Genomic DNA, 14,401 nt, shown 5'->3' with positions numbered 1-14,401 from the left:
ATGTCACTAACCCAAGCTCTTAACACAGCGATCTCAGGCCTTAACACGGCGCAAGCTCGTATTGCGATTACGTCTTCGAACATCTCGAACGTAAACACCCCGGGCTATTCAAAAAAGATCGCCGGTCAGGAAACCCTTACCCTTGATGGTCAGGGAGCTGGTTCACAGGTTGCTGATATCTATCGCAACGTGAACGAAGGCCTGCAGCGTGAGATGCGTGGAGAACTGGGTAAAGCCGGCCGCGAAGAAGTCCGCTATGAATTCTTCCAGCGGATCCAGACCCTGTTTGGCACCCCGCAGTCAGATGCCGCCATCAGCCAACGTATTAATGACTTGGCAGATGCCTTTGAACAACTCGGCGTTACCCCCGATCAGAACTCGCCGCGCGTCGAAGCCATCGAGAGCGCCCTTCAAGTCATGGAATCGTTCGAGAAGCTGTCAAACCAGCTTCAGGACATGCGTGATGATATTGACGACCAAATCACGGATGAGGTCGACAACGCCAATACGCTTCTAAGTGAAATCTCCGAGCTCAATACCGGCATTGTACGCCTCAACAACCTTGACCAGCCGACCACTGAACTTGAAGATCAACGTGATCAGAAGCTCAACAAGTTGTCCAAAATCATTGACGTCACGACATTCAGTCGGAGTGACGGGTCGATCGTCGTCTATTCGGCCAACGGAGCAAACACGCTGCTGGACCGCACGCCTAATAGCCTGTCCTTTACCCAGACTGCTGGTTTCGAACCCGGCACGGGTGGATCCGGCGTGTCACTTAACGGCGAAGACATTACCGATACGTTGCGCACAGGCACATTGAAGGGCCTGTTTGATATGCGTGATTCCGAAATTCCCGCCCTCAATGACCAGATCAATGAACTCGCAGGCGAATTGCGCGACGCGATTAACGAAGAACACAACAAAGGCACGGCATTCCCACCTCCGACCAACCTTTCTGGTAACCGTATGGTCGCCACCAGCGACCCTTTGACAGCAACCGGTGCATTCCGGGTCGCAGCACTTGATGACGATGGTCAACTTGTCGCCGCTGACAGCTGGGCCGACATTACGTTGCCGACAACCCCGGCAACAGTGCAAGGCATCATTGACGCTATTAACGGTTCGGACGCAGGTGGTTACCTCACGGCGTCTCTGATTGACAATCAACTCGTGATCGAAGGCTCCGACGGCAACCGTGTCGCAATCAATGAACTTGATGGCCAAATCACGACCAGTGATGGTCGCGAGCAAGGTTTTTCACATTACTTTGGCCTGAATGATTTTGTCGCCACAGTAAAACGTTCCGATACGATGACGTCATCGGCACAAAACAGCTCGACCACAGCATTGAACGCTACAGCAAGTTCAATCACTATTTCTGCCGGATCTGGTGTTCTGGCTGGTGGTATCACGGTGAACTATGCCGCAACAGATTCACTTGAAGATGTGCGTGACAATATCCGTACTGCTCTTCAGGGGGCGGGCATGACTGTCGCTGCCTCAGAAGAAGCTGCCTTCATCGTGGAAGATGGCAATAGGTACCGCCTTGTGCTTGATTACACATCCAACATGACGATCACGGACGCAGGCACACTTACAGGTAAAATCGGCATGACCGAAGATCAGCCGACACTGGCTGGCAACATGGACGTATCTGCCGCCATCCAAAACGACCCATCGCGTATTGTGCGCGGCCAGATGAATGCCGATACCTATGAAACGTCAACCGCGGTCGTAGACAACGCTGCGGCCATCCCAAACCTTGGTCCGCTGGTGCCACCGCCGCTTAACTACACCCTGACCGTTAGCGGTGGCTTCACCGACGTTAACATTGATTATGACAGCACGACATCGCTTGACGATATCGCCAATGCAATCAACAACAGCGCAACACTGACCGATAACAACATCACTGCAAGTGTCGTATTTAACAGTCAACTTGGCGGTTACACGCTAAGCGTTAAAGATGCCGACGGCGACCCCTTCTATTTCAGCGATAGTGGGCTACCCAATGCAGATAGCCTCACCACCGTTCTAGGCTTGGGGATTGGCTTTGGCGTTCACGAAGGCGACAACACTTCCGCTCTAGCGCTAAGCAACACCTTTGAACGCTCCGACATCCAGTTTGAAGCCGCTGGCGGCCTCTCTGGAGAACGCACCTCGTTGACCGATTTTGCTGCTGGCATTGTTGCCACAGCGGCAACCAAGGCATCCGTGTCGCAAGGTGGTTATGAATTCCAGACAAACCTGGTGACTGACTTGAGCACACGCATCCAGAACGAAGCGGGCGTTAACCTTGACGAAGAGATGTCAGATCTTATCATCTTCCAGCGCGCCTACACCGCATCAGCCCAAGTCATAACGACGGTTGATGAAATGTTTGATGCATTGCTCAGAGCAGTTTAAACTGCGAGTTAGAAAAGTGAGGCACTCATGGTAACCCGCGTCGCAACATATACGAACCATACATTGCTTTCGGATCTCGCGCTCCGAAACGCAGCGCGCGTAACTGATCTGCAAAACCAAGCATCGAGCGGTTATAAATCACGCGACTATTCGGGCATTGCCGACAGCACCCAGCGCCTCCTTAATCTTGAGGGTGAGTATACCCGCACAGAACAGTATTTGCGCAACACGACGCAAGCTAAGCTGCGTCTTCAAAGCATGGAAACAGCTGTCGACAGCATGATAACCATTGCGACGCAAATGAAGACGCTTCTTATTCAAGCAAGTTCTGCCCTACAGGGCGACGACGTTAATATTCGCGGACAGGCTCGTCAGGCCATGGAGCAAGTCGCCAACTTGCTCAATACTAACCTTGACGGCCGGTATCTGTTTGCCGGTGGCCGCTCTGAAGAACCGGCTGTTGATCTTGATAAGATTTATGCGCCGGACAATTATATCAGCGACGCAGATGTTACTCTGACGGACGCAACCACGCTAACCTCGCTCGGCATTACATCGGGGCAAATTCAGATTGTCAGTACAGATGTCGATGGTAACAGTGTTACCAGCACTGTGAACTATAATGCCGCAACCGATGATATTGGTGACTTGCGTGACGCAATCAACAGCGTGACGACCAATGGTGCAATTGCATCTATGCGGGGATTGGGCGGTGAAGGAGATCCACGCCTAAATATCGAAAATGTTGGAAATGGGTCGATCACCATCTCAGAAAGCGGTGTTGGCAACCTTCTTACGGTTCTGGGAATGGAAAAAATCCCCAATCCGCGGGAAGATGCAGATTATTATGACGGTGACCAACTCATCCTCAATGCGCGCGTTGATGATCAATATGAGGTGTCTTATGGTATTCTGGCCGACAATCCTGCATTCAAGAAATTGATCCAAGGACTTGGCGTTGCCGCCGGAACCGAAGATGAAGATGCTCTTGTCGTCGCGATTGGTTTTATTTCCGATGCAATTGATAATCTGCCTAACGTACAGGGACAGATTGGTCTTGATATCTCCAATATTGAACGCTTCGAAGCACGCCACGAAGACTTTAAAGTTTTTGCCGCGCAGGCGATTTCCGACATTGAAACCGTTGACGTGCCGTTGACCCTTGCTGAGTTGTCTCAGCATGAGACGGCACTCCAGGCAAGTTTCATTTCGATTTCGCGTGCTGCAGATTTATCATTAGCTAACTATTTGCGTTGATTATCTAATATAATAATTTGTATCTTTAACTGTTTTTCCTGTTCAATCACTTGCCAGTTGCACAGCTAAAACATTGGACCGTCGGAGTAAAGCGGGCATGGAAACCGAAAACGTTGCCGAGACTGAAACCCCTGAATTCGTGACCGTAGAAACACGATTCGGCGATATCGAATTCAGCTGGGAAAAAGGCATTTACATGCCTGTTGGCCTACTTGGCTTCCCGGAACATCATGTCTTTGGGCTTGCCAATATCCCGAATAGTTCGCTTGATCAGTTCAAGCTTTATCAAAGCCTGACAGATGCCAACCTGTCTTTCATCGTCGCACCATACAATATGGAAAGCGAAGTTTATGACGATAAGGATTTGATGATAGCGCATAAAAGCTTGGCTATTAATTCCGATGACATGGCCATTTTAATGGTCGTCACCATTCGTAGTGCACCGGATGGCAAAGGCATCAGGCTGTCCACTAACGTGCGCGCGCCAATTCTCGTTGATACAGGTCGTCAAGTAGCATGGCAACACGTCATGGGCAATGACCGCTACCCTGTACAAATGGACCTTTAAAAAGACTAGGCACCAAATGAACAGAAGTGAACGTCGTCGCAACGAAAAAAAGTCCACGTCAGGTTCTTCAAAATTATCGGCACGTCCCCTTCGTGCGAGCATGCCAGCACCATCTGTTGAGATACAGCAGCTTATTGCCGCAGGAAAACAGCACCATTCTAGCGGCAACCTTTCGAAGGCGCTGGAGGTGTATAAGCATATTCTGGCAATTGACCCCAAACAGCCGACGGCGCTGTACTTGGCAGGTATCGCACTTCATCAAGCTGGGCAACATGCCAAAGCAATCGAATGCTTGCAGGGTTCACTTTCGATTTTTCCCGACAACCCTGAAGCATATAACAACTTAGGTGTGGTTTTTAACACAACTGGTAATACTGCTGCGGCTGAAGAATGCTATCGTCGCGCCATAGCGTTGAAACCCGAATATGCTGCTGCCTATAAAAACCTTGGCGCGCTCCTTGCGTCCGCAGACAAACTTGACGCGGGACTTGAATGCTACCGCAAAACGGTAAGCATTGCACCAAACCACGCCGAGAGCCTCAAGGCTATTGGCGAAATTCTTATCAAACAGCAGAAATACGATCAAGCACTTGAGAGCTTTCTAAAAGCCCGGGCAATAAGCCCGACGGACGCGGATATCCTGACATCAACAGGCATCGCTCTGCAATATCTGTCGCGCCACCAGGAAGCCCTCAAACTGCACAGTCAGGCCGTTAACTTTCAGCCAGATAACGATCGCCATTGGGACGCTTTTCGTGACTGTGTCGCTGGCATGTCCTTTTCCAGCACGAGTGATGGCCTGGAACAATCATTGCTGGCACTTCTCGACAAGCAAGACATGTCGCCCGCCAGCCTGATGTTCCCGATTATCAGTGCCTTAAGGCATCGTGGTGAATTTTCGCGCCTTCTCGACAATGCTGATAAAGCAATCGTTGAAGACTTTCCAATTCAAGACGATATAAAGAGTCTTAGCCAAATCACGCTTTTCATGCGCTTGATGACAAAGGTTCCAGTAGCGGATTTACGTATAGAAAGGCTGCTGACCAATCTAAGACGCGCCCTACTTTCTCGTGCATGTTGCGGCGAACACAACGATCAACAAATAAACTTCATATCGGTATTGGCGCAGCAATGTTTCATCAATGAATACGCCTACGCTGTTGATGCGAAAGAACAAGAACATCTGAAGAATTTGAAACAAAAGGTCGAAGGTCTCTTTGCCCAAGGAAAAACTGCTTCCAAAGACCTGTGGTTGCTGATTGCGTGCTATGAGCCGCTCAATAGCATGCCATGGAAGTCGCAAATCCCGCAGACTAAAGATAACGATGAAGGCGCGGCCGTGTATCGCCTTCAGATCATAGAACCTGAGACCGAAAAGACATTACGCAAGTCAATTCCTCAGATAGCAGATATTGAGGACGCAACCTCTCAAAACGTTCGCGCTCAGTATGAGGAAAACCCTTATCCACGCTGGATTCACACTTCGCATCTAATTCCCAAACCGGTAAAGGACGTGCTTTGCGAGCCGCCGCTTTCATTCAAGCTCGATGATTACACGGCACCTGAAAATCCAGAGACACTCGTTGCAGGGTGCGGGACCGGCCAACATGCAATTCAGGCCGCCTCACGATTTGTAAACACAAAGGTAACTGCCGTTGATTTAAGTCTTGGCAGTCTTTCCTATGCGCTGCGTAAAACACGTGAAGCCGGGATCAAAAATCTTGAATATATACAGGGTGATATTCTCAAACTTGACAAGATTGGCAAACAATTCGACATGATCGAATGTGGTGGTGTTCTGCACCATATGGCGGATCCGCTGGCAGGATGGAAAGTTCTGGTCGACCTCCTGCGTGATGGCGGATTGATGAAAATCGGGCTTTACAGTGAAAAAGGCCGACCCGACATCATCGCCGCCCGTAAGTTTATTGAGCAAGGTGGCTATGGATCTTCTGCCGCAGAAATGCGTCGATGTCGGCAGGATATCGTTGCCGCTGCGGAAAAAGGCGACCCGCAACTCATACAGCTTTGCATGCGCGGTGACTTTTACAGCCTGAGTCCTTGCAGAGACTTGATCTTTCATGTTCAAGAGCATCGTTTTACAATTCCTGAAATTGCAAGCGCCCTCGACAAACTAGGGTTGGAGTTCCTGGGATTTGAAACTCCGACCCCACAAACACTGATCCAGTTCCGGAAAGAAAACCCGAATTGCCCGGAAAGCCTTCAACTTGATCGATGGTGCCGCTTTGAGGAACGTTTCCCTGACACATTCAGGGGCATGTACCAGTTTTGGTGTCGCAAACCTGCTAGGTAACATTTGCCTGCTTGCGGGATAAAGGCAGGCTGTAGATGCCAGCAGGGCATAGAAACAAAACATTAGGCAACCCTAACACGTCAACAAATACAACCTCCACAACACATATGACGTAAACTGGCACATCTATTGAATGATTAACTGGCAAATACTATACTTCGCTCGGGATGACTTCCTGAGCAACGGGCTTGAGCAGCATTCCTAAGTAATTGCAAAGCCCAGTGAAACACCGGTGAATTGTGTAAACTCGCCGCACGCAACCAACGTAGGAATAGAAAGATGGCTCTTAATATTATTTCCAACTATGCCGCCAACGTTGCTCACCGTAACCTGAGCAATTCTGACGAAATGGCAACCCGTTCACTTTCGAAGCTTTCATCAGGTACACGCGTTGTTTCCGCACGCGACGATGCTGCTTCGATGGCAATTGGGGCCCGCCTGAATTCGCAGGTTGAGGCGCTCAAGACTGCAACGGTCAACGTCGGCCAGGCAAATTCCATGCTTCAAATCGCCGATGGCGGCATGTCAACCATCAACGATATTCTGACCCGCATGAAGACACTGGCCGTACAGGCAGCCTCTGACAACCTGTCCTCCACAGAACGTGGCTTTCTGGATGATGAGTTTCAGGCACTTGACCAAGAAGTCAGCCGTGTAGCAGACTCAACCTCTTTCAATGGTGTTCAACTGCTTTCCGGACAGACAACGTTCGGCGTTGATCCTGCTGCTGTTGGTACGAACATTGAAGCTGCTGATGGTTTCGCCGCCTTTACTATTAATAGCGATGCAGGCTTGGTCGCCGCCGACACGATTTCGATCACCTTCGACAATGCTACTAACATTATGACCCTCACCAATACGAACCAGGCGAACTTCTCGCAGTCAGTTGATCTGGATGATATTGGCGTTACAGCATTGACTGGCGCCCAAACTGCAGATGTCGAGTTCGGGTCGCTTGGTATCACCCTTACGCTGAACTCGGCGTTTGCGTTCGGCACCGACATTACTGCCAACAACACCTTTGATGTTGCGGCACAGACCGGTCCTGCGTCCCTGACCTATCAGATTGGCTCCGGCAATAATGCAGCAGTTGACCGCCTCACCTTCAACCTGACCTCGGTGAGCTCTGCAGCACTTGGTGTTGCAGCCCTTCAGGTTGACACACTTGCCAACGCTCAGGCGGCCATTACCGGTGTTGATACAGCAATTGACACATTGCAGACGGCACGTTCAAACGTCGGCGTCGGGCAGAACCGTCTTGATTTCGCGGCCAAAAATCTGGCGTCCTCGCAGGAAAACAACGAGGCCGCTCGATCAACATTGCTTGACCTTGACGTTGCATCGGAGATGACCCAATTCACCTCCAAGCAGATCCTCGTTCAGTCTGGCGTGGCCATGCTGGCTCAGGCGAACCAGATGCCTCAGAACCTGCTGCGTCTTCTGCAGGGCTAACCGCCACCACAAGCGTTCTCTTTCGAACAATTATCAAAGAAGGGCTCTCGCGGGCCCTTCTTTACTTTTACCTGCATAGATAGATAGACATATAATTGGGGACAATATTAAGCGATCATGCGTCGATCAAATCGATTCGCGAATCTGATGAAAATGAACTAAATAGCTGTAATTCAAACAGCAACATTGAACCAAGACGTGATGCTCGAAGCACAGAACCCGAACTAACGCGCTGTTTTTATTAATTAATTTTTTATTCACTTTTTGCTAGACAACAAAACCATACATACGTATATTTCAACGTAGAAACAAACCCGTTTCCATGTGATCAGGAAGATCTTTTTGGAAACAGTTCTGGCAATGTTGCCAGTCCTCGAATGGCAGTAAGCTGTTCCGAGCTATCCATGTAGGAGAAATACAATGGCTCTTAATATCATTTCCAACTATGCCGCTAACGTTGCTCACCGTAACCTGAGCAATTCTGACGAAATGGCGACCCGTTCGCTGACCAAACTTTCGTCAGGTACCCGCGTTGTTTCCGCACGCGACGATGCCGCTTCGATGGCAATCGGTGCACGTCTTAACTCACAGGTAGAAGCGCTCAAGACTGCCACGGTTAACGTTGGTCAGGCAAACTCCATGCTTCAGATCGCCGATGGTGGCATGTCGACCATCAACGATGTCCTGACTCGTATGAAAACACTGGCCGTACAAGCAGCATCTGACAACTTGTCGACCACCGAACGTGGCTTCCTTGATGACGAGTTCCAGGCGCTTGACGCCGAGGTTTCGCGTGTTGCTGACTCAACCTCCTTCAACGGCATTCAGCTGCTTTCTGGCCAGACCACCTTTGGTGTGGACCCTGCTGCAGTTGGTACAAACATCGAAGCCGCTGATGGTATCGCTGCATTTAAAATCAACAGTGATGCTGGTCTTGTTGCAGCTGACACGATTTCGATCACGTTTGACAACGCTACCAACACCATGACCTTGACCAATACGAACCAGGCGAACTTCTCGCAGTCGGTTGATCTGGATGATATCGGTGTTACGGCTTTGGCCGGTGCGCAAACTGCGGATGTTGAATTCGGGTCGCTTGGTATCACCCTTACGCTGAACTCGGCGTTTGCGTTCGGTACCGATATTACCGCCAACAACACCTTTGATGTTGCGGCACAGACCGGTCCTGCGTCCCTGACCTATCAGATTGGTTCCGGCAACAATGCTGCAGTTGACCGTCTTACCTTCAACCTGACCTCGGTCAGCTCTGCCGCACTTGGTGTTGCAGCCCTTCAGGTTGACACACTTGCCAACGCTCAGGCGGCCATTGCAGGTCTTGATACCGCGATTGATACACTTCAGACTGCACGTTCTAACGTGGGTGTGGGTCAGAACCGTCTTGATTTCGCAGCCAAAAACTTGGCCTCGTCACAGGAAAACAACGAGGCAGCTCGTTCGACACTGATGGACCTTGATGTTGCTGCGGAAATGACCAAGTTCACTTCCAAGCAGATTCTGGTTCAGTCCGGCGTGGCTATGCTGGCTCAGGCGAACCAGATGCCTCAGAACCTGCTGCGTCTCTTGCAGTAATCCGGATATCCGAGTTGGGATGAGGGTTAACCCTCATCCCATATCCGGTTTATCCTTTGCCCCAGGATGGCATAGGAGGGTCAAATGGAACTTGTTAGCACATATACTTCAAGCACCACTCAGAGCAATAGCTCTTCTGTTAAGGCTCCTTCTGCGCCGACGAGCAATGCTCCAAAACAACTTGATCTGGCAGCCGTACGGCCTCAGACCACTGACAATGGCCCAGCTTCAAAGTTTCAGCAGGCTCTTGCCAACCTTGATATTCCGGAAATTGCAAACAACGATGCGCGTGTTGAATTGAATTTCAATCAAGACACCGGACGCGTCGTGGCAAAAATCACAGATCGCGCCAGCGGTGAAATCCTGCGCGAACTTCCGTCCAAAGAACTGCAGCAGCTGTTTTCCCAGATGCGTGAATACCTCGGCAGTGTTGTGGACGAAGAAATTTAATAAGGTGATTGGGTACCAGTCGGCACGCTTCTTGCGTTAACCAATTGGTTGATGGAAATGCAAGCTTACAGCGAAGCCTACTGATAGCGCCCAGGGAGCTAAACCAATGAGTAGCTTAAACCTAAATAACATTTATGTCGGCGAAAATGGTCGCGTACAGCTATCTGGTGGGTCTTCGAATATCGACTTTGTCGATACCGTTGACCAGATGATTGCAGCACGTCGTATTCCGGCAGACAATCTTGAATCTCGTATTGAGAAAAATGACGAAAAGCTTGTCGCGCTCAAAGAGCTGCAGACGCTTATGGGAACACTTAAGGACTCGATGGCAAACCTTTATGGTGCCACGAGCTATGACAATTCCAAAAATGTCTTCGAATCGAAGCAAATCTTTGCCTCTTCCGACGGTTCGACTGCAGCATCTCTGATCGGTGTTACTGCAACAAATGCTGCCGAGTCCGGTAGCTATACCTTCGAAATTGATCAAATTGCCAGCAACCACAAGCTTTCAAGTGACACGCAGGCTGTGGCGGCAGGCGCTGACGTTACCGGCCTTACCGGAACAGGCGAATTTACCATTACGGGTGGTACCGGCAGTGCCAGCATTACAGTAAATGCTGGTGATACGCTTCAGGATATTCGAGACAAAATCAACAATGCCAAGGATAACACCGGCGTACAGGCATCTGTTATCAAAGTTTCCGCTACCGAAAGTACAATCATCTTCACGTCAACTGAAGAAGGTGTCGCCAATCGTATGTCCTTTAGCGACGATACGGGTTCGGTTCTTCAGAGTCTTGGCGTTTTGACCGATGCAACCACCATCGATGCAGCAAATGTCATTGATGATGGCAATGATGCGTTGATCAAGCTTGACGGCATTTCAGTAACCCGTGGATCAAATGAATTTTCCGATCTGATAGATGGCCTATCTATAAGCCTGTACGATGCAGAACCTGGAACAACGGTGACCATTGGCATTGAGCAGGACCTTAATAAGGCCAAAACAGCCATCCTTGATTTTGTCGAAGCTTATAATGCAGTTCAATCCTTTGTGAACGAAAAGACATTTGTCGATACGTCCACAGGAAAGGCATCTGACGATGCGATATTGCTGGGCAACTCATCCGTCAAAAGTATTGAAGCCGCATTGCAACAGATTGCTGGCTCATTCGCTGACGGCGTAACCGACCGACCGGGCAAAGACGATTATACTGTGCTTGCGGAAATTGGAATCGATTTCGTTAGCTATGGTGCAAATGCAGATCCGACACTTTCAAAAACGCTGGAAATTGACGAAACTGCTTTAAACGCAGCACTTTTGAACAATCCAGGCGAAGTGATGGACTTATTCCTATTCCGGGGCAAGTCGGATAATTCTGACGTCAGCATGACCAGTTTTAGTGGCAAGACAAGTGCCGCAACGTACGAATTTACCATTGATGCATCTGCTGGTGACATCAACAGTGTCACCTATGACAAGACGGTCAATGGCGTTACAACGTTTGGTAATGTTGCAACGATTAATAGTGGATCAAGCTTTACAACCGAAGACGGCCTTAAGTTGTTTTACGGTGGTGACAAAATGGCTGCAGACACTGCAACCATTACCACCAGCAAAGGTTTGGGATCTCAGTTCTTCTTTGAACTTGATTCCATTCTTGACGACGAAAACGGGCTTTTGTCTCAGGAAATCTCGGAAATCGAGACGCAGAATACATCTTATGGCGACAAGGTTGATAGGATTGACGAACGCCTCGCCGGACAGCGAGAAGTCCTTATGGATAAGTTCATTGCGATGGAATCTGCCCTTGCGCGAATGAAGAACATTCAGAGTTCTCTCGATGAGTTGATGGCTGCAGGCAAAGAAAAGAGTTAACTTTTGTCCGCCATACATGCACACTAGCATGACGAGCCGTAGACTAAGGAGTGTCTCATGAACGAACACGCCGCCCATACTTACAAGCAGCAGCAAGTTAATACAGCCTCACCGGCCAAGATGGTGTTCATGTTGTATGAGAAAATTTTGTCGCGCTTGCAAGAAGCCCAAAGCGCAATTGAGCGTAAAGATATTCAGGCCCGTTGTAATGCGAACTCCAACGCGCAGGAACTGATTGCCCATCTGTCAAAGACCCTCGATATGGATCAAGGGGGTGAAATCGCGTTCAATCTTGAACAGCTTTATTCCCATTGTCTTATTCGGTTGATGGATGTTGATCGCCACAACGACGCTCAGGCAGCAGAAGAAGTCATCGGGCTTCTCAGGCCGATCAGAGATTCCTGGTATGTTTTGTCGGAAAAGAGTGAAGGCGAACTTCGTCAAGCGATCATGGCTGTACAGCAAAGTCGCCCGGCACAGCCGACAGGCGAAAGAAAACAGGCAAGCGATGAAACACCCGCTCCTGCTAAGTCAACGTTGTCGATCTCGGCCTAATTAGCCAGTAGACCTTAGACATATTAAATAAGATTTTGAAAGCCTCCATCATGCCGGGGGCTTTTTCTTATTGTGTCCTCTGCCCTGCTTCTATCTTCCATCTCACCTATCAGACGTATCTCTTTCACTCACAAGGGCGTTTTTGCCCTGTTGGATGAATAGCATCCGCTCGGCAAATTTTACCCCAAGGACCTAATGTGCACTAACTCACTGAAAATATAAGGATTCTGTTAACACTTGAAACTGGCCCGCCAATTGCAAATGTTCTGACACTGTTTCGATGAGGACCGAAATTATGAACAGCTCTGCGATTACAAACAGCATTATGCCAACCGTCTCTATTCCTGGCGCCAGCGCGCAGGAAAGTGCCGGTTCTGGCTTTGGCGACGTGATGAATTCAGTCACAGATAATTGGTCTGAACGTAACGCACAGATCAAAAATGACGCGGCAAAATCTGCCCAGAGCAACTGGGAGAAAAGCCGCTCAGACGCAAAAGCGCATCTTCATAACAATGATGCCGCTGACGAGTACGACGCACGCAACGCGCGCCGCGACGACGAACCGCGCCATATCGACAAAGACGATCATGCCGAGGTCCGCGAACAGAAACCCGACGAACATCAAGATGTCAGCGCCGATCGCAACGACGATACGCCGCGCGATCCGGACGCACAGGCAAGCAACGAACCCGATGCATCGGGCGATGACGCCAGCACCGCCAAAGAAACATCTTCTGATACTGCAACCAATGAAGAGAGCCAGGGTACAGGCGAAGCGGCAAAAACAGACGGCGTCGCCGATAACACAGTCGTCGACCCGAACCAACCGGTTCAGGCAGCGCCACTTCCGGGATCGCCAGAAGCACTTGCTCTTGCAAACGCCAAGGCACAGACGGTCGCAGTATCTGGTACAGCACAAAACTCAGCAGCGGCGAATAATGGTCAACCTGCCGCTGGCATGACGGCCAATGGTGCTGCTTCTGACGGCACCACCGACGGATTGATGAGCTCAACCGCACTATCGCAGCCCGCCGCTGGCGCATCGGCCAAAATGGCGATGAACGCCGCAGGTGAAGGGGATGCCACGGGAGACGAGCTGTCATCTGACAAATTCCTCTCGCGCGTTGTTGACTTCATGAGTGGAGACGGCAAAGGCAAAACGGAAACGCCGGCAAACGCCTCGACGACCAATACGGCCTCAGCTGGCGCCAATGCAGGCACCACACAGCAGTCTGCAGGCAATCCGGCACAGGCCGCACAACAAGCCATGGCCGCAGCGGCAGGCGCACAAGCGCCCACCAATATATCGCGCCAGCCTCAGGCGGCGACGGCTAATGGAAATACCGCCGTTACGGCGACAACAGCTACAGATGGATCTGCACAAGCGGTTAACGGGCAGGTCAACAGTACCAACAGTCTAAATCAGGCTGGCACCAACGGCTTAACAGGTCAGACAGCACGTCAGGCCCCGGCTCAGCCGGTTCAGCAGCAGGTCGCGGTTTCAATCCGCAATGCGGCGAGTGAAGGTGTCGATAAAATTTCGGTCCAGCTTCGCCCGGAACATCTGGGTCGCGTCGATGTGAAACTTGAAATCGGTCACGATGGCCGTGTTCAAGGTGTCATTCAGGCAGATACCCGTGAAACGCTGGATATGCTGCGTCAGGATTCTCGTGCGTTACAGCAGGCTCTTAAAGATGCCGGCCTTAATGCAGATAGTCAAAGCTTCACCTTCGAGCACAGGAATGAAGGTGGCCAAGGTCAGGATGGCAATGGTCGGTCTCAGATGACAGCCAATCAGGGCAGTAGCCCCGATGATGGCGATGTCCTGAGCGGAGCCGAACTCGCCGAACATGTTGGCATTGGCTATGGGATCAATCCCAACGGCCTTGTCGATATTCGGATATAGGAAAGGTAGAGGGACAAGCCC

At 50.3% G+C, this 14,401-nt stretch carries 10 protein-coding genes; all 10 read left to right on the top strand.

Annotated elements, in window-relative coordinates; all coding sequences use genetic code 11:
* The 10 genes from flgK to K355_RS0109315 all read left to right on the top strand — a co-directional run bounded on the left by flgK (position 1) and on the right by K355_RS0109315 (position 14,380).
* Complete coding sequence (gene flgK / locus K355_RS0109360) at positions 1 to 2,409, top strand: flagellar hook-associated protein FlgK (protein ID WP_022731870.1); 2,409 nt, start codon at positions 1 to 3, stop codon at positions 2,407 to 2,409.
* Positions 2,410 to 2,436: 27 nt separating this feature from the next.
* Complete coding sequence (locus K355_RS25080; protein ID WP_022731869.1) at positions 2,437 to 3,666, top strand: flagellin N-terminal helical domain-containing protein; 1,230 nt, start codon at positions 2,437 to 2,439, stop codon at positions 3,664 to 3,666.
* Positions 3,667 to 3,763: 97 nt separating this feature from the next.
* A complete protein-coding gene (gene fliW / locus K355_RS25075; RefSeq protein WP_022731868.1) occupies positions 3,764 to 4,234 on the top strand; it encodes a flagellar assembly protein FliW in 471 nt (156 codons plus the stop codon).
* Positions 4,235 to 4,250: 16 nt separating this feature from the next.
* Positions 4,251 to 6,548 carry a class I SAM-dependent methyltransferase gene (locus K355_RS0109345; RefSeq protein WP_162142292.1) on the top strand — a complete coding sequence of 766 codons (2,298 nt, stop codon included), beginning with the start codon at positions 4,251 to 4,253 and terminating at the stop codon, positions 6,546 to 6,548.
* 237 nt (positions 6,549 to 6,785) lie between these two features.
* The gene (locus K355_RS0109340; protein WP_309471163.1) at positions 6,786 to 8,000 is read left to right on the top strand and encodes a flagellin N-terminal helical domain-containing protein; all 1,215 of its coding nucleotides are present in this window, start codon (positions 6,786 to 6,788) and stop codon (positions 7,998 to 8,000) included.
* Positions 8,001 to 8,420: 420 nt separating this feature from the next.
* Positions 8,421 to 9,590, top strand: a complete 1,170-nt coding sequence (locus K355_RS0109335) for a flagellin N-terminal helical domain-containing protein (protein ID WP_022731865.1) — start codon at positions 8,421 to 8,423, stop codon at positions 9,588 to 9,590.
* A gap of 84 nt (positions 9,591 to 9,674) precedes the next feature.
* Positions 9,675 to 10,040 carry a flagellar protein FlaG gene (locus tag K355_RS23635; protein WP_022731864.1) on the top strand — a complete coding sequence of 122 codons (366 nt, stop codon included), beginning with the start codon at positions 9,675 to 9,677 and terminating at the stop codon, positions 10,038 to 10,040.
* Positions 10,041 to 10,146: 106 nt separating this feature from the next.
* A complete protein-coding gene (gene fliD, locus K355_RS0109325; RefSeq protein WP_022731863.1) occupies positions 10,147 to 11,919 on the top strand; it encodes a flagellar filament capping protein FliD in 1,773 nt (590 codons plus the stop codon).
* Positions 11,920 to 11,976: 57 nt separating this feature from the next.
* Positions 11,977 to 12,474: a flagellar export chaperone FliS gene (gene fliS / locus K355_RS23630; RefSeq protein WP_022731862.1), complete on the top strand. Its 498-nt coding sequence runs from the start codon at positions 11,977 to 11,979 to the stop codon at positions 12,472 to 12,474.
* A 295-nt stretch (positions 12,475 to 12,769) separates the two neighbouring features.
* Positions 12,770 to 14,380 carry a flagellar hook-length control protein FliK gene (locus K355_RS0109315; RefSeq protein ID WP_022731861.1) on the top strand — a complete coding sequence of 537 codons (1,611 nt, stop codon included), beginning with the start codon at positions 12,770 to 12,772 and terminating at the stop codon, positions 14,378 to 14,380.
* Positions 14,381 to 14,401 lie beyond the last annotated feature (21 nt).

This window comes from Thalassospira lucentensis MCCC 1A00383 = DSM 14000, assembly GCF_000421265.1.
Lineage (GTDB): Bacteria > Pseudomonadota > Alphaproteobacteria > Rhodospirillales > Thalassospiraceae > Thalassospira > Thalassospira lucentensis.
This window is presented reverse-complemented; position numbering and strand designations above follow the sequence as displayed.